General features: G+C 71.2%; 18 protein-coding genes, 1 tRNA gene and 1 other RNA gene. 18 read left to right on the forward strand and 2 right to left on the reverse strand.

What is annotated here, in order from left to right:
- Positions 1-89: 89 nt before the first annotated feature.
- The 12 genes from WBG99_RS18485 (at position 90) to WBG99_RS18540 (ending at position 9,140) form a co-directional block, all read left to right on the forward strand.
- Positions 90-851 carry a hypothetical protein gene (locus WBG99_RS18485; RefSeq protein WP_338897357.1) on the forward strand — a complete coding sequence of 254 codons (762 nt, stop codon included), beginning with the start codon at positions 90-92 and terminating at the stop codon, positions 849-851.
- Entirely contained in the window at positions 848-1,534 is a 687-nt protein-coding gene (locus tag WBG99_RS18490; protein ID WP_338897358.1) for a dTMP kinase, read from the forward strand. Before WBG99_RS18485 ends, WBG99_RS18490 begins: the two co-directional genes overlap by 4 nt.
- Positions 1,527-2,396, forward strand: coding sequence for an isocitrate lyase/phosphoenolpyruvate mutase family protein (locus WBG99_RS18495; RefSeq protein ID WP_283974172.1), 870 nt, complete (start codon positions 1,527-1,529; stop codon positions 2,394-2,396). Before WBG99_RS18490 ends, WBG99_RS18495 begins: the two co-directional genes overlap by 8 nt.
- Positions 2,387-2,857 (forward strand): NUDIX domain-containing protein, encoded by a 471-nt coding sequence (locus tag WBG99_RS18500; RefSeq protein WP_338897360.1) that lies wholly within the window; start codon positions 2,387-2,389, stop codon positions 2,855-2,857. The genes WBG99_RS18495 and WBG99_RS18500 overlap by 10 nt, the downstream gene beginning before the upstream one ends.
- A 5-nt stretch (positions 2,858-2,862) precedes the next feature.
- Positions 2,863-3,528 (forward strand): TylF/MycF/NovP-related O-methyltransferase, encoded by a 666-nt coding sequence (locus WBG99_RS18505; protein WP_338897361.1) that lies wholly within the window; start codon positions 2,863-2,865, stop codon positions 3,526-3,528.
- A complete protein-coding gene (locus WBG99_RS18510; RefSeq protein ID WP_338897362.1) occupies positions 3,525-4,448 on the forward strand; it encodes an NAD(P)-dependent oxidoreductase in 924 nt (307 codons plus the stop codon). Before WBG99_RS18505 ends, WBG99_RS18510 begins: the two co-directional genes overlap by 4 nt.
- Positions 4,445-5,314 carry a hypothetical protein gene (locus tag WBG99_RS18515; RefSeq protein ID WP_338897363.1) on the forward strand — a complete coding sequence of 290 codons (870 nt, stop codon included), beginning with the start codon at positions 4,445-4,447 and terminating at the stop codon, positions 5,312-5,314. Before WBG99_RS18510 ends, WBG99_RS18515 begins: the two co-directional genes overlap by 4 nt.
- A 30-nt stretch (positions 5,315-5,344) precedes the next feature.
- Entirely contained in the window at positions 5,345-7,204 is a 1,860-nt protein-coding gene (locus WBG99_RS18520; protein ID WP_338897364.1) for a radical SAM protein, read from the forward strand.
- Positions 7,201-7,416: a hypothetical protein gene (locus WBG99_RS18525; protein WP_338897365.1), complete on the forward strand. Its 216-nt coding sequence runs from the start codon at positions 7,201-7,203 to the stop codon at positions 7,414-7,416. Before WBG99_RS18520 ends, WBG99_RS18525 begins: the two co-directional genes overlap by 4 nt.
- A complete protein-coding gene (locus WBG99_RS18530) occupies positions 7,413-7,919 on the forward strand; it encodes a 2OG-Fe(II) oxygenase (RefSeq protein WP_338897366.1) in 507 nt (168 codons plus the stop codon). Before WBG99_RS18525 ends, WBG99_RS18530 begins: the two co-directional genes overlap by 4 nt.
- An 87-nt stretch (positions 7,920-8,006) precedes the next feature.
- Positions 8,007-8,165, forward strand: coding sequence for a hypothetical protein (locus tag WBG99_RS18535; RefSeq protein WP_338897367.1), 159 nt, complete (start codon positions 8,007-8,009; stop codon positions 8,163-8,165).
- Between the two features lie 57 nt (positions 8,166-8,222).
- Entirely contained in the window at positions 8,223-9,140 is a 918-nt protein-coding gene (locus WBG99_RS18540) for an HEXXH motif-containing putative peptide modification protein (protein WP_338897368.1), read from the forward strand.
- A 211-nt stretch (positions 9,141-9,351) separates the two neighbouring features.
- Here WBG99_RS18540 and WBG99_RS18545 read toward each other — a convergent pair whose 3' ends face one another.
- Entirely contained in the window at positions 9,352-10,227 is an 876-nt protein-coding gene (locus tag WBG99_RS18545; protein ID WP_338897369.1) for a hypothetical protein, read from the reverse strand.
- A gap of 177 nt (positions 10,228-10,404) precedes the next feature.
- Here WBG99_RS18545 and WBG99_RS18550 point away from each other — a divergent pair, with 177 nt between their 5' ends.
- Positions 10,405-10,812 (forward strand): hypothetical protein, encoded by a 408-nt coding sequence (locus WBG99_RS18550; RefSeq protein WP_338897370.1) that lies wholly within the window; start codon positions 10,405-10,407, stop codon positions 10,810-10,812.
- 90 nt (positions 10,813-10,902) lie between these two features.
- Here the strand turns inward: WBG99_RS18550 and WBG99_RS18555 are convergent.
- Positions 10,903-10,990, reverse strand: a tRNA-Ser gene (locus WBG99_RS18555).
- A 143-nt stretch (positions 10,991-11,133) separates the two neighbouring features.
- Here WBG99_RS18555 and ffs point away from each other — a divergent pair.
- The 5 genes from ffs to WBG99_RS18580 all read left to right on the forward strand — a co-directional run bounded on the left by ffs (position 11,134) and on the right by WBG99_RS18580 (position 19,953).
- Positions 11,134-11,224, forward strand: an RNA gene (gene ffs, locus WBG99_RS18560) — signal recognition particle sRNA small type.
- 205 nt (positions 11,225-11,429) lie between these two features.
- Positions 11,430-13,841 carry a DNA polymerase III subunit gamma and tau gene (locus WBG99_RS18565; protein ID WP_338897371.1) on the forward strand — a complete coding sequence of 804 codons (2,412 nt, stop codon included), beginning with the start codon at positions 11,430-11,432 and terminating at the stop codon, positions 13,839-13,841.
- Positions 13,842-14,246: 405 nt separating this feature from the next.
- Positions 14,247-15,500, forward strand: a complete 1,254-nt coding sequence (gene purD / locus WBG99_RS18570; protein ID WP_338897372.1) for a phosphoribosylamine--glycine ligase — start codon at positions 14,247-14,249, stop codon at positions 15,498-15,500.
- Positions 15,501-16,128: 628 nt separating this feature from the next.
- Positions 16,129-18,273 carry a hypothetical protein gene (locus WBG99_RS18575; RefSeq protein WP_338900392.1) on the forward strand — a complete coding sequence of 715 codons (2,145 nt, stop codon included), beginning with the start codon at positions 16,129-16,131 and terminating at the stop codon, positions 18,271-18,273.
- Positions 18,274-18,450: 177 nt separating this feature from the next.
- Positions 18,451-19,953, forward strand: a complete 1,503-nt coding sequence (locus WBG99_RS18580; protein ID WP_338897373.1) for a N,N-dimethylformamidase beta subunit family domain-containing protein — start codon at positions 18,451-18,453, stop codon at positions 19,951-19,953.
- Positions 19,954-20,132: the final 179 nt, after the last annotated feature.

A 20,132-nucleotide genomic window follows, 5' to 3' on the forward strand; every position in this document is an offset into this window, starting at 1 on the left:
TAGGCGTGGGCCTTCGTGGCGGCCATCGTGGTGGAGCACCACCGACCGGAGCCGCGTGCCGCGACTCCCCGGACGTGAGGATCCGACTTGTGACCTCCTTGACCCTGCCGCCCCGGCCTCCCGGTTCGCCGCCGCTGGCCCTTGCCTGGCAGACGCTGGCGGACGGGCTGCTGACCCAGCGGCTCCATCTCCATCTGGACGAATGGCGGGCTGCCGTCGCCGAGGAGAACGCGCTGCCGGACGTGCCGGGCGCCGATGTCTCCGTGCTGGCCCAGCGCCCGTCTCCGCTGCCGGCAGGCGACGAGTCCGCTATGGCGCTGATGGAGGACATCGGGCTCGGCTTCTGGTGGGAGCTGCCCCAGCGACACGGAACGGAGTCGCGGAACCGGCGCGGGGCACTTCACCGCGCCGCCGACACCGCTGCCCAGAACATCCTCGCGGAGCAGTCCAGGGCTGCCTGGTCCGACGCAGTGACCGCCGTCAGCGCCGCCGCCGCGTGGTGGGTGGGCTTCTTCGCGGTCATCCGCCACCGCGGGGTGCACCACATCACGCTGGAACCGCACCCTGCCCCGCTCCACGAGCAGGCCCTGGACACCGCGGTGAGCGTGGTGGCCAACGGCATGGCCACGCGGGTGCTGGAGGCAGAGCTACGCGGCTCCGACGACGACCCGGCCCTCCGCGCCGCGTACTGCCGGGCCATCGAGGCCGGCATCTGCGCCGAGCCCGAGCTTCCCCGCCTCATCAACGAGTTGGCGGAGCTGCGGCTGGTGGACCTGGTGTCCACCACGGCCCGCTGGCGGAGCCGCTTCACCAAGTACGCGGGCGGCACGGGGGCGGGGCAGGTCGAATGAACCACCGCTATCCGTTCATCGTCATCGAGGGGCTCGACGGCACCGGCAAGACGACGCTGCGCAAGGGGCTGTTCCGGCTCTGGGAGGGGCTCTACGGCGTCACCCCGCTGTGCGTACTCACCACCAACTTCCTCGCGGTCGACCAAGCCGCCGCCATCGTCACCGGCAAATACCAGCCGAACGCCGGGAACCGTGACGCCTACCTGTCCGCGATCGCGGCGGACAAGCGGGCCACGCTGGATCGCCTCGTGCTCCTCCAGCGACCGGCCCGGCCCGTGATCGCGGATCGCTGGCTTCTCAGCGAGCTGGCCTTCTTCGCCGTGAAGCACGGCATGAGGGCGTCGGAGACGTACGAGGCGCTGGCCGCGCACCTCACCGTCGCCCCCGATCTCACGCTCGTCTTGGACCTGGAGACCGACGCCTCGATGAGCCGGGCGCAGGCCCGCCAGGGCGACGCCGTCCGGGCCGACTGGGACGTGCACGACGTCCAGAGCCGGGTTCGCGAGACCTACGAGGCCGTGGTCACGAAGCCCGACGAGTTCCCGCTCCTCGGCGATGTGGTCCGCCTGGACGCCCGCCGACCCCGGTCCGAGGTGCTGCTCGCAGCCTGGGACGTACTGCGCGAACGGCAACTGGTGCCGTCGCTCGCCGCCCACGCGGAAGGAGGAGAGACCCATGGCTGACGGCACGAAGGGGACGCGTCTGCGTGAGGCCCTCGCCGACAGCGAGCGGAAGCACCCGCTCCTGGCGATCGGTGCGGTGAACGCGCTCGCCGCGCACGTCGCGGTGGAGGCGGGCTTCGACGCCCTTTGGGTGAGCGGTCTGGAGGTGTCGGCGGCCTCCGGGCTGCCTGACGCCAACGTCCTGGGCCCCCGGGACCTGTCCGACGTGGTCGCCTCGCTAGGCCGTGTCACCGAACTACCCATCATCGTGGACATTGACAACGCGGGCGGCTCGGGGCGCACGGCGGAGCGGTTCGCGTACGACCTGATGCGCGCCGGAGCCGCTGCGGTGTGTGTCGAGGACAGCGCGTACCCGAAGTGCAACAGCTTCGCTGCCCACCGGGCGCAGACCCTCGCCGACCGGGACCTTCTGTGCGAGCAGGTGGGGCGTATACGGAAGGTCGCCGGTGACGGCCTCGTGGTCGTGGCCCGCACCGAGGCCCTGATCGCCGGCGAGGACATGGCCACGGCGATGGCCCGCGCCGAGGCATACGCCGAGGCCGGAGCGGATGCGGTGCTCATCCATTCCAAGGACGCGACCGGTGATCAGGCGCGGACCATCGGGCGTGCGTGGAGTCACGGCGTGCCGCTGGTCAGCGTGCCCACGGCGTTCCCCGACCTGAGCGCCGCCGAACTCGGCGAGGCTGGCTTCCGCCTCTGCATCTACGCGAACCAGCTCAGCCGTGCCGCCCTCGCGGGTATGCGCACCGCCGCTCGTCAGTTCCAGCGCGGAGGGAGCTTCCGCTCCACCGTCGCGGGGTCTCTGGCGGAGGTCGGCGACCTGATGCGCGTCGGCGAGCCGGAGGCGCTGTCGTGTCTCTGACGCCCGAGCTGCCTCGGATCAGCGTCTCCGTGAAGGCGGCGATCGTGCGCGACGGCACCGTCCTGCTGCTGTCGTACGACGACGAAGCCGGGTTCCACTACAACCTCCCGGGAGGCAAGGCCCAGGTCGGCGAAGACCTGCGCCAGGCCGTGAACCGCAAGGTCGCACAGGAGACCGGCCTCCAGGTCGTGGCCCGGCGTCTGCTGTGCGTCGTCGAGTACGTCCCCGAGTCGTGGCAGGGCGAGTTCGGGGACGTACAGAAGGTCCAGTTCAACTTCCTCGCCGAGCAGGTGGACGACGCCGAGCCGCGCATGCCGGAACCTCCGGACCCGATCCAGGTGGGCTTCGAGTGGGTTCCGCTGAAACGCCTGAATGACGTGTACCTGCTGCCCAGGATCAACCGCCCGCTGTCGGCGGCGTTGAGCGGGGAGCTCGCCGACCCCTTCGTGGACAGGTGGTGACCTTCATGGATCCGACTCTGAAGGATTTGCAGGAGTGGCTACTGCGGGAGCACTCAGGGACGGTCTGTGCCGACCGGCTCGACGTGATCGCCGACGAGCTCGCCGACCTGACCGCCCGCAGTCTGCCGGGGGCCGTGGTCGAACTCGGCTGCTACAGGGGCGCGATGGCCCTCTGGATCCGCAGCGTGCTCGACTCGCTGGGCGACCGCGACCGCGAGATCCACGTCTACGACTCCTTCCAGGGCATGCCCGCGCCCGGCGCCGAGGACTCGGACCACCTGGCGGCGGGCGAGCTCCGGTCGTCCCCGGACGACGTGCGCGCCACGCATGCGGCCTGGGGCAGGCCGGCGCCGGTCATCCATCCGGGGTGGTTTGACGAGACCCTTCCCAAGGAGCTGCCCGACGAGATCGCGTTCGCCTATCTCGACGGCGACTTCTACGACTCGATCCTCACGGGCCTCACGCACTGCGTCACCCGCCTGGTACCGACGGGTGTGTTGCTCGTCGACGACTACGCGGACACGGCGGTCAATCCGCGGGCCTGGGACGGGCTCCCCGGGGTGAAGCGTGCCTGCGACGCGTACTTCGGTGGGCCTTCGCCCGTGACCGTCGTCGTCGGTGAGGGTGATCTCGCCTTCGGCCGTTATGAGAAGCCGGAGTTCCGCGGATGAGCGCTGTCCTGGTGCTACGCGGTGCGGCGGACGCGAGCGCGATCCGCCGCGCCCTGCCCGATGTCCTCGTACACGAGTTGCCGGATCTGGACTCGCCTCCGCCCGCCGACACGGCCGTGCTCGTCCTGCGTTCAGGCGTCCGTCTTGGCGAGAGGGAGCTCGACGCGCTCCCTCGTCTGCGGCACGTCGTACGGACCGGCTCCGGCATCGACCACATCGACGTGAGCGCCCTCCGGCAGCGTGGAATCACTCTGCACCGCAACGCCGAGGCCGGCGCGGGTGCCGTGGGCGAGTGGGTCCTCGCCGCTGCCCTCGCACTGGCCCGGCGGATCCCCTTCGGGCAGCACGCACTGCTCCTCGGCCGACACGAGAAGCAGGCATGCATGGGCGCGTCACTCAGCACCCTGGCCACCGGGATCTGGGGCGCTGGCCCGGTGGGGTTGGCCGTCGACTGGGCCCTCGCCCCCCACGTGGGCCGCACGGCCTTCGCCGCGTGGTCGTCGAACCCTCCCGGTCTGCGAGCGCGGCCGCCGACAGCCCTCATGGAGCAGTCGCAGGTACACGTGATCGCTCTGCCGTTGCGCCCCACGACCGAAAATCTCTTCGGCGAGGACTTCCTCGAACGCGTCGCTCCGCAGCGGCCTCTGCTCATCTGCGTAGGGCGGCTGGAGACCCTCGACGTCGCGGCCTGCCTGCGGGCACTGGCGGACGGGAGGCTCTCGGGCCTCGCACTCGACCCGGTCGAGCGGCAGCACCTGCCGCTCCTCACCGGCTCCACGACGCCGCTCAACTTCCTGGCCTCGCCCCACATCGGCGCACAGCGCTCCGACGTGCGCGGCGCACTCGACCGATGGGCCATCGATCTCCTCAGGGAGATCACCGCCGACGACAAGATCCTGATCGAAGGAGGCCACCGGTGAACCCATCGGCACGACGGCGCCGGGAGATCGCCGACAGAGTCGCCCAGGCCCTGCTCGCATCCGGTGAGGCCCGCGAGGTCTGGCTGGAGGGGGCCCTCGCCTGCGGCTTTGCCCACGCGGCGAGCGACATCGACCTGCGTGGCATCGTGGACGACCCCCTTCCGGCATGGGAGTCACGCATCGTGGACGGCGTCCGTGTCGACCTCCAGGCGACAGCGCCGCAACAAGCCGAGAAACTCCGTCACCTGCTCCACTCCTTCGACGTCCACCGCGACGATCTCGGATCGTTCCGCCGGGTACGGGCCTCGATGCACGACCTCATGTGTCTGCGCACGGCTCTCTCGTACGGCTCCGGACGCTGGAATCCGGTGCTCGACCCCAGGGAGCGCCAGGGCTACCGACGCTGGGCGGTCGCCGACCAGGCGGAGGTCGCGGCGAGCCTCGCCGAAGACCTGACCGGCCTCGTCGAGGACGGCCTGGCCGAATCGGCCGGCGTCGTGTGCCGGAAGCTGGAGACCTGCCTCGCCGCGCTCGGCTGCGCGGCTGCCGGCCACCCGGTCCTGGGCGACAAGTGGCTGCCGCTGCTTGCCAGCGCTCCGTTCCATCCGCCGATCGCCCCGCCCCGCCCCGAAACGTGGGAGTGGTTCCGTCCGGTTCAGCGACGCGTGACCAGAGCGCTCCTGGACTGCTGGCCCGTCGACGACCCGCTGCAGAAGCCTCCCGACCTGGGAGGTGCCCCTGACGTCGGTTGGCTGCCCCAGCGGTACGCCGACGGATGGTTCCTTCGCTGCGGCGACGTCCACATCCCCATCACCGGCGGACAGCTCCTCGGGTGGCTGTCCACGGTCTCCACCGATGGCGCGTAGACCGCGCCTCTCCTCCTCGGGAGGTCTCTGATGCCCGTCACCCGCACCACCCCCACGCACCTGGAGAGTCTCTACGCCCCAATGTCGAGCACCGGGCCGGACACGGCGGTCTCCGTCATCCTCAAGCTGCGGGGAGAGACCTGCGACATCGACTGCCTGTACTGCTTCGAGAAGCGCAAGGAGTCACCGGGCGGCGCCCGTATCAGCGCGGAACAGGTCCACCGCCTCGGTTCGATCTTCTCCGGGCGTCCGCTCAGCGTCGAACTCCACGGCGGGGAGCCCCTGACCGCCGGCCGGGAACGGATTGCGGAGATCCTTGACGCGCTCGCCACACAGCCGAACGTCATCCGCGTGAGCCTCCAGACCAACGGCCTCCAACTCGACGACGCCTGGCTGGACCTGTTCGAGCAGCACTACCCGGAGCTGAAGATCGGCATCTCCCTCGACGGGGACGCGCTGGGGAACTCGTGGCGAGTGGGCTACGACGGCCGCCCCACGTACCCGCGAGTGGTCGAAGCCCTGAAGCTCCTCGGCCGTCGGGAACGCCGCGTCGGCGTCATCTGCGCCGTCACCCCGTACGTCCTCGACCGGGCCTCCGAGGTCATGGAGCACCTCGCCTCCTTTCCCGCCGTGACGACGGTCAGCCTTGTGCCGTGCTTCGACGCGGCGGTCACCCGCTCGACCACGGTGGTCGGATCCCGTGCGCCGACCAGTCGGGCACTCCAGCGACGGGCCATCGGCCCCACCGGCCCGGCCTGGGCCGTCACGCCTCGTCAGTACGCCGACTTCGTGTTGGAGGCCGCCCACCACTGGGTCGCCGATGGCGTGTTCCGCCGCGTCAAGCTGGAGCCCGTCGTCTCCGTCATCCGCCGTCTGAAGGGTCTGGGGACCCGTTCCTGTCACTTCTCCGATTTGAAGTGCGACCACGTCCTCACCCTCTATCCCGATGACCGCCTGGGAAGCTGTGACGAGCTGCCCTGGCCGCAGGCCGGCCTCGCCTCCCTCGGCGACGTCCACACCGAGGCGGACGTGGCCAGCGCCCAGGGCGGCTCTCCCTTGCTTCAGCAGGCACGCTCCCTGGTCACGAGGTGCACGACCTGCCACTACCGCGACACCTGCGGCGCAGGCTGCCTGGCGGTCCGCCTCCGTTTCGCCGCCGCGGGCGACGAAGACGCGTACTGCGACCACCGCATGCGCCTGATCGACGGCGTCGCCGCCCTCCTCGCCCAGCCAGACCTCCCGCCCGGTGCCTCATGCTCCCGGTTGCGCTGGCGTCCCGTCCGCCCCAACAACATGCACCACGTCTCCGCCTTCCTGGCCCGCTGGGACGACCCCACTGTTCCCCGCCCGCCCGCGCGTCTCCAGGTCAGCGCCAACGGGAACATCAACACGGTCGGCCTCCCTGGCGTGCACGAGGCAGACGATCTCGACCCCTACCATCCCCAGTGGTATGACGGCATCGAATCCGGCATCCGCCCGGTCGTCGACGCGCTCACCTCAGGCTGGAACGCCGTCACCTACGACAGCTGCCAGGGTCACGCCTACGCAGACCTCCCCGGAGCCGAGCCCCGGTTCCTCTCGGTCGGCATCCTGCCGCGCGACCGCGCCGAATACGCGCGCACAGCTGCACGCCTATGCCGTGCCGCCAGCCGAGCCGAGTCCTCCCTGCCGGGCGCGTGTTCGCTGGCCCTCGGTCGTGGCGAACTCGCCTGCCGCACCACCGGCCGGGTGCATCCGACCCTCGACCTCTCTCTCGTGCCCGCTGCCGGCACCACGTCGGCCGAGTACTTCGAGGACCTCGCCCAGGCGGTGCGCGTACTCACGGTGGCCCTGGCCGAAGCCGCCTCCGCCCCGCCGTCCACCCCCTGCGCGTGCGGAGGCGACCAGTGATCCACATCGCCGAGACTCTGTCCATCCGTACTGTGGAGGGCTTCCTCAAGCCGGAGGAGATCGAGCAACTCAACCTCGTCATGGACGACACACTCGGCTCCCTCGGGCGCGACCGTACGGCACAGCCCGCCGTACCACCATCCATGAGATCCCCGGTCACTCAGCCGCCGAGGCGCAGGACGTCTACGAGCCGGTCGGCCGGATCGAGGTGACCGACATCCCGTCCGAGGCGACCACCCTCCTCGACCAGGCCCTGAAGCTGCACATGGCCGTCATCACGCGCACCCTGCCGTCGGTCACCGGCCACCGGCCGTGGATCTACCTCGAATACGGCCCCGGCCAGTACGTCACCCCGCATGCCGATGGCATCGCTCCCGATCCCCTCACTCGTCCCCGCCAGATCGCCGCCGCGACGGTCACGCTCACGGACGTTGACGACACCGGCGGCGCGTTCTACGTGGAGACCACGGGCAGCGACGCCGTCTGGACCACCGACGAGGCGCCGGCCGGGTCGGGTTACGCCCAGGGAATGCGCTTCGCGCACGAAGGGACGGACATGTCCTCCCCCTGGTTCCGCACCATGCCACGCACCCGATGGAGCGTCGCACCCGCTCCCGGCACGCTCGTGGTCTTCGGCAGTCAGCTCGTCCACGGCACCGAACCTGTCCTCGCCAGCCGCGTTCGCAAGTTCCTCACGCTCTTCGTCTCCGAGTAGGAGGCTTCCCCGCCATGACTGGCCCCCGCGGCCCGCCCCGCAGCCGCACCCCCAACCCACGGCCCCGACCAGAGGAGAGAGCGAGCAGTGGCAGAAGACAAGACATTCGACGAGTTCCTGGAGGCAGTCGCGTCCCTGCGCGACAGCGATCCCGTGCGCACCACCGCGCACACCTCCAACGCGGCCACCGAGACCTGGCTGGCGACGGTGCAGCCCGCCACCGCTGAGCCCACCACCGAGTCCTGACCCGCCACGGGGCCGGGCCCGACCCGGTCCGGCCCCGTTCCACCCCTGGAGCCCCAGATGAGCGCTCTCTCCCCGGAAGCCCTGGTCGCCCTCGGTGGCATCGCTGACCATCAGCGCCTACGGACCAGCCGTATCACCTCCGTGCTCGCCAACTGCCTCGGCTCTTCCGCCCTCGACTACGCCGTGGCCCACCATCTACTTGAAGGCGCCGAACACGCGGCGCGCGCCCGGGACGCGAACCGCCTCGCCTGGTACCGCTGTACGACGGTGGGAGACCTGACCCACCTGTCGGCCGGCCCGCACATCGTGCTCAACCCGCGCACCGCGGACCTGCTCCGCTCGGAGATCTCCGAAACCGCGTACTACCTCGTCGGCCCTGACACCAGCCCCGCCCCACCCGAGGCCCTTGGCCTCGTTCGTGCCGCCATCGCCTCCGCGACCGAGCACGGATTCGGGATCCTGCTCACCCAGCAGGCCGCCGTCATCTGCCTGCTCAACCGTCGCCGACTCGACGAGACCCTCCACAGCTGGGCCCTCACCCGCCTCCCGGGCACCGTCTTCACCGACTACACCGCCCACCCCGAGGTCCTGGCCCGCGACCTGATCCACGAGGCCGCCCACAACTGGCTCAACGACGCCCTCGCAGCACACGACGTGCGCCTCCCTACGGACGTCACCTTCTTCTCGCCCTGGCGAGGCACTGACCGTCCCGTCTTCGGATTCCTCCACGCGTGTTGGGCGTTCGCCCTCACCGTGCTCTACGCACGAGAGGCGCGGCGCAGCGCCACGGGCGCCGTCGCACGCTTCCTCGACACCCACCTGCGCCACCAAGCGGTTCAGTTCGCTGCCGCCACCGAGCAGATGGAACAGGCCCTCTCGTACGTAACCGCACACGAGATCCGTGAACGGATCGGTCACGCCGTCGGCAAGGTCGTGGGTCCAGCGGGATCAGAAGCATCACCATGTTGCTTGTAGGCGTTCGGCAGGAGGCGAGCCCCCTCGGTTCGTCCGCGACTACCTGTCACTCCGATCGTGAGTAAGTACCAGGCTGAGGACCCTGGACGTCACCCGCCGCTGGTGTCCTCCCCCTGATCCTGATGGACCTGGCGGATCATGGACTACTCGCTGCGCTGCCAGGAAGGGCGCTGCTGGTGACCCTTCACTTCGGCGATCCGGAGGGCCGCCGTCACGAGGAACTGGCGGCAGAACTCAAACTCCTCTTGATCGGCAAACCGGCCGTGTTCCTCATCGCGCCGCGCGATGACTGCATCCCGGTCCTCGTCGTTAGGCCAGACGTCCGGCAGTAGCTCGCGGAAGCGCAGGTACTGGGGAAGTCGAGGCCCACCGACATGATGCGCATTGCTTCTTGGATCTCCACGACGGCTTCACTGACATCGCCGAGGCGAGCGCCGAGGCGGGGGGCCTGGTTGTTGCCCATCTTTCGGAAGGCGCTCTCCAGGCTCCCAGTAAAGAAAGCGTCGTGGCGCAAAGTCCTGCCGAATCCACGCATGGCCCGGCTGTTGCCGATCAGCAACGCGAACGCCCGCGCCACCAGGACCATGGCTAGGGCCCGTGATCCATCGGCAGCATGCTGGCTCGCCTGCTTCGCCTTGACACGCACTTCGTCCTGCGGGATTACGTCCGCCATATCGATGGAATCGAAGGACACCTGGCTGAAGACCCGCGGCACGTTCTCATCGAAGAATGCCGTGACGTCCACCCGAGCTTGGTCGAGGGCCTCAGGGGTCGGCATGTTCCCTGCATGCTTCAGTCCGTTGCGGTGGTCGTTGAGGCGCCGCATGCCGGCCGACTGGCTGAGGAGAACCCCATTGGGCGTCTTTTTCAAACGGTCCCAGTAGTCGAGGAAGTTGGTCTTCCTGTCCAACTGCGCTCCGAGGTGGTCCCCCGCGAGCACAAGGAACAGTTCTACCGAATCGTGGAACGTGAGTAGCGCGGTCACGTTCAGGGGCGCAGGCAGTCGGAACTGCTGCATGGCCTGGTCGTACACCAGCCGCACGAAAGCCAGCCGCTTAGCTGTCTGCGGATCAAGCGCCGTCGTCATCGGTACCCCCTGCCAGGTGAGGTGGATCAACGCTACCCGGTCCCGGTCCTCTTTCAGCCCCCCAACGGTGCAAGGTGACCTCGTTCTGCCCTGGAGCGATCTCGCGCGCGGAGCGCCACGGGGGAGAACGTCCCGGTCTACGCGCCCATCCGCGGCAACGGCCGGTCTGGTGGGCACATGTGGGTGTCGGCGGACGACCGCACGCTGTGGGAGGAGATCGTCGGGGGAACGGACCTCTCTTCCCCGGCCTCGGTCGAAGAGGACGACGACGTGATCACTTTCACCGAGCAGGAGATCGACCGAACCTGCCGGGCGGGAGAGGAAGGGCGGTTCGGCAGCGACGCCCGGCCCCTCCGCGACTTCGGTCAGCCGACCGGTGGCATCACCCTTCCCCGCATGCCTGTGCAGGGCTCTCGTGATCCGATGCGGATCACCCCGGTCGAGCGGGCCGCCGCCTCCGCCGCGCTGGGATGCCCGACGTGGGAGCTGGGGCCCTGCGCCGGGTGCGGCCAGCTGATGCGCAGGTACGGGCGGTACGCGGCGATGTACTGCCGCGTGTGCCGGGCCGTCCTCAACGGGCGGTAGCCGGGAACTGCAACCAAAACTGCAACCACGCACGACGAAGGGCCCCGCCGCGAACGGTGGGGCCCTTCGACATCGTGCCCGGTGAGGCACTGGCGGAGGATACGAGATTCGAACTCGTGAGGGGTTGCCCCCAACACGCTTTCCAAGCGTGCGCCCTAGGCCTCTAGGCGAATCCTCCGCCGGGAACATTACATGACGGCGGAGGGTGTTTGCGAACTCGTTCGAGGTCGGGCGATCGTCGGGCGATCAAGGTGCCGGTGAGATGCGGGCGAGGTGGGGGAGGCGGGTCGGCGGACCCCGGGGATCGGGTAGGCTGAGGGCAGCCCCTCACGCGGCGCTATCTGACTGAACTCCCCCAGGGCCGGAAGGCAGCAAGGGTAGGTTGGCTCTGGCGGGTGCGTGAGGGGTCTTCCGCATTCTGGTGTCCTGGGACCAGTCTTCGGGGCTGTGCGGCCGGGGGCCGGTGGCTGTTCGGCGGCTGTGACAGCCGGGGCATGACTGTCCGGGGCCGTGGCTCTTCGGGGCTTGGTGGACCGAGGCCGTGGCCGGACCCTGACGGGGCCGTTCTCGTTCGGTGGCGGGTCGGGTTGTCAGTGGGCGCCTATAACCTCGTATGCGTGTCGTCTCTCGCGCTGTACCGCCGCTATCGCCCGGAGTCGTTCGCCGAGGTCATCGGGCAGGAGCATGTCACCGGCCCGTTGCAGCAGGCGCTGCGGAACAACCGGGTCAATCACGCGTACCTGTTCAGCGGGCCGCGCGGGTGTGGCAAGACGACCAGCGCACGCATCCTGGCGCGGTGTCTGAACTGCGAGCAGGGGCCCACGCCGACGCCGTGCGGGGAATGCCAGTCCTGCCAGGACCTGGCGCGGAACGGCCCGGGGTCGATCGACGTCATCGAGATCGACGCGGCCTCCCACGGTGGTGTGGACGACGCCCGTGAGCTGCGCGAGAAGGCCTTCTTCGGCCCCGCGAGCAGCCGGTACAAGATCTACATCATCGACGAGGCCCACATGGTCACCTCGGCCGGTTTCAACGCGCTGCTGAAGGTCGTCGAGGAGCCGCCGGCGCACCTCAAGTTCATCTTCGCGACCACCGAGCCCGAGAAGGTCATCGGGACGATCCGGTCGCGTACGCATCACTATCCGTTCCGCCTCGTGCCGCCCGGCACGCTCCGCGAGTATCTCGGCGAGGTCTGCGGCAAGGAGAGGATCCCGGTCGAGGAGGGTGTCCTCCCCCTGGTCGTGCGCGCCGGGGCCGGCTCCGTACGTGACTCGATGTCCGTCATGGATCAGCTGCTGGCGGCGGCGACGGACGATGGTGTGACGTATGCCATGGCCACCTCTCTGCTCGGTTATACGGACGGGTCGTTGCTCGACTCGGTCGTCGAGGCCTTCGCCGCCGGGGACGGGGCCGCGGCCTTCGAGGTCGTGGACCACGTCATCGAGGGCGGCAACGACCCGCGGCGGTTCGTCGCCGACCTGCTGGAGCGGCTGCGGGACCTGGTGATCCTGGCCGCCGTGCCCGACGCCATCGACAAGGGCCTCATCGATGCGCCCGCCGAGATCCTGGAGCGGATGCGGGCCCAGGCCGGCGTCTTCGGCGCCGCCGAGCTCAGCCGCGCCGCCGACCTCGTCAACGAGGGACTCACCGAGATGCGCGGCGCCAACTCGCCCCGCCTCCAGCTCGAACTGATCTGCGCCCGCGTACTCCTCCCCGCGACCTACGGCGACGAACGGTCCGTCATGGCCCGCCTGGACCGCCTGGAGCGCGGGGTCAACTTCTCCGGGCCCGGAGCCGGACCCGCCATGGGGTACATCCCCGGGCCCGACGCGCATGGGGGAGCGGGTGCTCCCATGGGCGGGGGCATGGCTTCGCAGGCCCCACAGGCCCCACAGGCTCCGCCGGGTGGCGGACCTGCGGCGGCTCGGGCCGCCGTTCGGGGTGCCGGGGCGCCGGGAGCGCCGGGTGCCGCTGGTGCCGCCGCGCCGGGTCAGGATGCGTACGGTTCCGGGGACACCGGCGGCGGCCAGGCGGGCCCGGGTGGGGCTGCCCCCGCCCGAGTGGCACCGGCCGCCCCTCAAGAGGCTTCGCCGATCGCCCCGGCTGCCGCGCCTGGAGCTCCGACCGCGCCCGCGAACCAGGGCGCCAACCCCAACCCCAGCCCCAAGCCGCACTCCAACGCGCCCGCCTCCCAGGCGACCGGCGTCCCCGCCGGCTCCTGGCCCACCCCGGCCACCGCGGGCAGCGGCCGGCGGCCCGGCGGTTGGCCGACGGCCGCGCCCGCCGCCGGCGGCGGTGGATCGGCGCCCGCGACCCCGGCCGCCTCCGCACCCGCCCCGTCGGGGCCGCCCGCCACGTACGCCCAGTCCGGCCCCCCGGTGGGCTCGGCCCCGCAGGCCCCCGCCGCCTACAACGCCGCCCCGGGCGGACCCGACCCCCGCACCCTCTGGCCGAACATCCTGGAGACGGTGAAGAACCGCCGCCGGTTCACCTGGATCCTGCTCAGCCAGAACGCGCATGTGGCCGGGTTCGACGGCACGACCCTGCAGATCGGCTTCGTCAACGCGGGCGCGCGGGACAACTTCGCCAGCAGCGGCAGCGAGGACGTCCTGCGGACGGCGCTGGCCGAGCAGTTCAACGTGCACTGGAAGATCGAGGCGGTCATCGACACCTCGGGCGGCTCGGCCCCTCCGCCGGGCGCCGCCGGCGGCTACGCGGCCTCCTCTCCGGTTTCCGGTGGCTACGGCGGCGGATACGACGGTGGCGGCGGCTCCCCGGCCCCGGCTTCACGTCCCGCCGCGCCCCAGCCTTCGGCCCCGGCCCCCCGCCCGGCTTCCCCGGGCCCGGCCGCGCAGCCCGCCCCGGCCGCCGTACCACCTCCGGCCCCCGAGCCCCCGCCTGTCTCCCCCGAGGACGACGTCCCCGAGGACGACGACCCCGACCTCGACGAGTCGGTCCTCTCCGGACGCGAACTCATCGTCCGGGAACTGGGGGCGACGGTGGTGGAGGAGATCGCGCACGAGTACTGAGCGAGTGACCGTCGAGTGCCGAGCGGGCAGTGAGCGAGTGGCCAGGAGCGACACGGGAGTGGCGAGGGAACGACGCGCGGGCAGTGAAGTGAGTGGTGCCTGCCGTGCTCGCGCGGCAGGCACCAGTCGGCGCCCTGCCCCTGCCTTCCTCCCCAGCCGGCCTCCTCCAGCTCCCTTCACCGCACCCCACTCGGCCCCGTCTCCCCACAGCCCCCGGCCCCCTCGCCGTGCCTCCCCAGCCCCTTCACCCAACTCCTCGCGCTCCCCAACCCCTCCAGTCCACTTACCCAGCCCCGGTCAGCCTCCGTCCCCCACCCGCCCTCGTACGATCCACCCATCCCCCGCGATTGCACACTTCGGAAGCCCGCACAAAGCCACCCGCCCCCTCCGGTTAGGCTGAGCCCCGTGAAGGTCCTCGTCATTGGTAGCGGTGCTCGTGAGCACGCGCTGTGCCGTTCGCTGTCCCTCGACCTCGATGTCACCGCACTCCACTGCGCGCCCGGCAACGCGGGCATCGCGGAGGTGGCCGAGTTGCACTCGGTCGACGCGCTGGACGGCGCCGCCGTGGCCGCGCTGGCCACGCGACTGGAGGCCGGTCTGGTGGTCGTGGGCCCAGAAGCCCCACTGGTCGCCGGTGTCGCCGACGCCGTGCGCGAGGCGGGCATTCCGGTGTTCGGGCCCTCCGGGGAGGCCGCGCAGCTGGAGGGCTCCAAGGCCTTCGCCAAGGAGGTCATGGCCGGAGCCGGCGTGCCCACCGCGCGCTCGTACGTCTGCATGACCCCCGACGAGATCGACGAGGCGCTGGACGCGTTCGGCGCGCCGTACGTCGTGAAGGACGACGGGCTGGCGGCCGGCAAGGGAGTCGTGGTGACGCCGGACCTCGCCCAGGCACGTGAGCACGCGCTCGCCTGCGGCCGGGTGGTCATCGAGGAGTTTTTGGACGGCCCAGAGGTCTCGCTCTTCGCGATCACCGACGGCGTGACCGTCCTCCCGCTCCAGCCCGCGCAGGACTTCAAGCGCGCGTTGGACGGCGACGAGGGCCCCAACACCGGCGGCATGGGCGCGTACTCGCCGCTCCCGTGGGCCGACCCGAAGCTGGTCGAAGAGGTCCTGCAGACCGTGCTGCAGCCGACCGTCGACGAGATGCGCCGCCGGGGCACCCCGTTCTCCGGCCTGCTCTACGCGGGCCTGGCGATCACCGGCCGAGGCGTACGGGTGATCGAGTTCAACGCCCGGTTCGGCGACCCGGAGACCCAGGTCGTCCTCGCCCGCCTCAGGACCCCGCTGGCCGGAGTCCTGCTCGCCGCAGCCAAGGGGACCCTCGCCGACCTCGAACCCCTCCGCTGGAGCGACGACGCGGCCGTCACCGTGGTCGTGGCCTCGCACAACTACCCCGGCACCCCCCGCACCGGCGACCCGATCACCGGCCTCGACGAGATCGCCTCCGTGGACGCCCCGCACGCGTACGTCCTGCACGCCGGGACCAAGCGCGCCGGTGACGACGTCGTCAGCGCCGGCGGACGCGTCCTCTCCGTCACGGCCACCGGCAAGGACCTCACCCAGGCCCGCGACCGCGCGTACACCGCCGTCGCCCGCATCGGCCTCGACGGCTCCCAGCACCGCTCGGACATCGCGGCGAAGGCGGCAACGGAGGCGTGACCAGCCGACGGCCGTCCAAGGGGACCTGACCGGCCGACGGCCGCCAACCGAGGGGTGTGACCGGTCGGCGGGCGTCGGCCAACGCGTGACCTCCGACGGTTTTCACACGTGGCGTCGTCACCTGCCGACTGTCGTCAAGCGGGGCGTCACCGACTGACAGCTGTCAAGAGAGTGCGATCGGCATGCGGATCGCCCCGCGGCGCAACCACGACCCTCCGCGCGCCCGTACGTCCTCCTACACCCATCCGCCCCTCCGCGGCATCAGCTTGAGAACCACCACCAACGGGGTACGAACGCCAGGCCCCGGAATCCCTCGGAGACCGCCAGGAATCCCTGGAAAACCCGTCGGAATCCGGGGCCCGATCCTTGCCCGGCGTCATCCACCTTTCCCCAAAGCCATTCCATCGAGTGAGCGATGGTCCATCCGGCTGACGGCGGCCGGGGCCCCAACTAGGGTGCGGCGCAAGTGTTCCGGCACTTGGCCCACCGGCATTGCGATGTCAGTGGCGGGTGCCACAGTGGGGGAGTGAGCAACGTCAGGGCATGCGGCGGCGACCACGGTGACGAGCAGTCGTCGTCGTACGCGCCGCACGGGACGAGCAGGGGGTGACGTCGGGTCGTGACCGGTATGGCAGGTGGTGAGGAGGCGGGCGCGCGGGCCGCGCGCTCCCGGGCCCTCGCCGTGCTGCGCGTCCGCAGCAGGGCGCTGGCCGTGGCGTTGCTGCCCGCGGCCGTCGCCGTCGTCCTGCTGGCCGGTGGGGCCACGGGCCATCTGACCGGTCCTGGCTGGTCCAGGGCGGGCTGGGGCGTGTCCGGCCTCGCCGCCGTCGCGCTGCTCGCCGCCGCCGGTATCGCGCTCGTCGTCGCCCGCGCCAGGCCCGCCATGAGCCCCACGGTCTCGATCACCGAGGAGGCCGCCCCCGATCTCTACCGACTGGTCCGGGACCTGGCCGACCGTCTCGACGTGCCTCCCCCTTCCGCGATAGCGCTCACCCCGGACTGCGACAGCTGGCTGGAGGACCGCACCCACCCGTCCCACAGCCCGCCCGCTCCCTCCTCGACGGTCGGCGCCACCGGCGGGAGGGCCGACGAGATGGCGGACGCGCGCGGGCTGTCCCCCGGCCTGCCATCCGGGTTGTCCTCACCGAGACGGCACCGCGCGCCCACCGCTCCCGTGCTGGTGATCGGCTCACCGTTCCTGTGGTGGATGCGGGTCGGTGAGCTACGGGCGGTGCTGGCACCGGTCGTCGCGGGTACGGGACCGTCGGCGCAGCCGGACATAGCCGCGGCCCGCCGTTTCGTACGAGGGCTGGACGCCGCCGTGGCCGTCACCTCGGCGCCGACGCACGGCCCGCCCGTGCGGACCGTGCTGGCCGGGGTCGGCTGGGTGACCCGGCTGCTCCTGCGCAGCTGTCGGGGGCACGCGGCCGAGATGGAGCGAGGGGTCGCCGCGGCGGCGGCCGAGCGTGCACAGGCTGTGGACTACGGCCTGCGGATCGTCGCCCAGGAGCAGATCGGTCTGGCCTACGCGGGCTGGGACCGCCTCCTCACCCGGGTCGCGCTGCCCGCCTGGCGGATGGGCCGCTGGCCGTCCCGCCTGGACGCGGGTGTCGTCGCCGCGCTCACGGAGCTGTCCCGCCGCGACCGCCTTGCCGAGGGCTTCGCCTCCCGGCTCGGCGAGCGTCCCGCCTGCGACCTCCTCGAAGAGCCCGGCACGGTCGACGAGGCCGCGTCCCTCCTCGCCGCCCGCCTCTTCCACGGCGGCCCCGCCGAGACCGGCCCGGACTGGGCCCCGGTCGACTGGCACGAGTACCCGGACGAGGTCGTCGACCGCAAATGGCGCACGGACGCGGCCCGCCTCCACCGAGTCCTGGACACGCTGGGCATCCGCCACACCACAAACCCCCTAGCCCCGGACCCAACCGGCCCAGCCCCCGGCGGCCCCACCCTGTCCCGAGTACTGAACCACCTGACCGCCCCACCCGCGGTTCACGCCCGGGACGCCGAAGCGCCCGCCGCCCACAGCCGCGTCCCCGAAGCGCCCGCCGCCCATGCCCGGGACGCCGAAGCGTCCAGCCAGCGGGAGCCGGCCCCCGAAGCCCTTCACGACCGTGAGCAGGAGCACGACCCCGCCCTGGAACCAGACCGCCACCCCATATCGGGCCGCACCGAAACGGACACAGCCGTCACGGACACTGCCGCCGATGCCGATGCCGATGCCGATGCCGATGCCGATGCCGATGCCGATGCCGATGCCGATGCCGATGCCGATGCCGATGCCGATGCCGATGCCGATGCCGATGCCGCATACGCCGACGCCGCCTACGCCGATGTCGACGCCGAGGACGAGGACGAACCCGGCCTCACCACCCCCCAGTCCTCCGCCCTCGCCCTCGCGCTGACCGCCGAGTTGGCGCGGGAGGAGGCCGCGGCCCCGGCCGCCGCACCCAGCGGAGCCGAGGCACAGGGTCCGGACCGGGCCCTGTGGGACGACGGGCTGCTGCCGCTGTTCCCGATGCAACCGCCCCGGACGGGCCGCGAGCTGCTGGCCGAGCACGTCACCGCGATGGTCTGCTGTGCGGCGATGGATACGGCGGGCGCGATCCCGGGTCTCGACTGGCTGGACGGTCCCTCGCTCCTCGTCAACGGCGAACGGGCGGCCGACCTCACCCCCCGGGTTCTCACCCTCGTGGAGGACGGCGACCCCGCCCCCCTCCGCGACTGGCTCCGCCACCTCGGCGTCCGCCCGGAGAAACCGGTCCGCCTGGTCTGACCGGATCGACCGCAAGCCCCCCGGTCCGCCAACTCCCTATCCGGAGCACCTTGTTCCACTCTCACCAATTCGCGACGAACGGTGACGGGACACGTGCGTAATGTGATGTGCTGGGATCGGTCGCGTACGTAGCAAGGGCTTGCGACAGCTCACGGGGGACGAGGGAGGGGACAACTCATGGGCTCGGAGGATCACATCCGCCGCTGGGAATCGGGCGCGCTCGCCCACGCCGTGACGGACCCCTTCGGCCAGGGCCCGGTCCCCTGGCTACGGGGCAATGTGACCTACTTCGACGACACCGGCCAAGTGGTCCCCTGGTACGTGGACCCGGGCCCGCCCGAGTCCGGCGCCCCGGCCAAAGGCGCCCGCGTGCCCGCCCCGCGCACCCCGGCGGGCCCGCGCTCCGCCGACGACGTGCACCGGCAGATCAAGGGCTTCACGGCAACCGGTGCCGCCGCACCCGGCGAGTCCATCGACTTCCACATCACCGTGGACCCGCCCCAGGAATTCGGCGTCGACATCTATCGCATCGGCCACTACGGCGGCGACGGCGCGGCGAAGATCACCACCAGCCCCCGCCTCTCCGGCATCGTCCAGCCGCCGCCCCTCACCGCCGACCGCACGGTCTCCTGCCACCACTGGTGGCTCTCCTGGCGGCTGCAGATCCCGACCTACTGGAACGTCGGGGCGTACGTGGCGGTCCTGACCACCGCCGACGGCTACCGCTCGCACGTGCCGTTCACCATCCGCGACGACCGCCAGGCCGACCTGCTGCTCCTGCTCCCCGACATCACCTGGCAGGCGTACAACCTGTATCCGGAGGACGGCCGTACCGGCGCCAGCCTCTACCACGCCTGGGACGAGGACGGCCGGCTGCTCGGCGAGTCCGAGGCGGCGACGACCGTCTCCTTCGACCGCCCGTACGCCGGCGCCGGCCTCCCCCTCCACGTAGGCCACGCCTACGACTTCATCCGCTGGGCCGAGCGCTACGGCTACGACCTCGCCTATGCCGACGCCCGCGACCTGCACTCCGGCCGTGTCGACCCGACCCGCTACCGGGGGCTGGTCTTCCCGGGGCACGACGAGTACTGGTCGCCGCGGATGCGCCGCACCGCCGAGATCGCCCGCGAGACCGGCACGTCGCTGGTCTTTCTCTCCTCCAACACCATGTACTGGCAGGTGGAGTTGAGTCCGTCCCCGTCCGGTGTCCCCGACCGCCTGCTCACCTGCCGAAAACGCCGGGGCCCCGGAAAACCTGCCCTCTGGCGCGAGATCGACCGCCCTGAACAGCAGTTGATCGGCATCCAGTACGTGGGCCGGGTCCCAGAACCCCACCCCCTGGTCGTACGCAACGCCGACCACTGGCTCTGGGACGTGACCGGCGCCCACGAGGGCGACGAACTGGACGGCATGGTCGCCGGCGAGGCCGACCGCTACTTCCCGCGCACCCCGCTCCCCGAGCACCAGGGCCGTATCCTCCTCGCCCACTCCCCGTACCGGGACAGCGACGGGATCGTCCGCCACCAGGAGACCTCCCTCTACCGAGCCCCCTCCGGTGCCTGGGTCTTCGCGTCCGGCACGTTCGCCTGGTCCCCGGCCCTGGACCGTCCGGGCCATGTCGACACCCGTGTCCAGCGAGCCACCGCGAACCTCCTGGACCGCATCTGCAAGCGTGACTGACGACCACCGCCCGGCCGCAGACGACGACCACCCGCCAACCGCCGACGCCAACCGCCGACGCCTGCCGACGACCGCCGAAGAATGCCGACGCGTGCCCATGGCGCCGCCGACCCGCGAGCCCGACCCTCGGTCCTGATCGATCCCGGTGTACGGGACAATCAAGCCATTGGACATCACCA

Origin of the sequence: Streptomyces sp. TG1A-60 (assembly GCF_037201975.1) — a bacterium.
GTDB lineage: Bacteria > Actinomycetota > Actinomycetes > Streptomycetales > Streptomycetaceae > Streptomyces.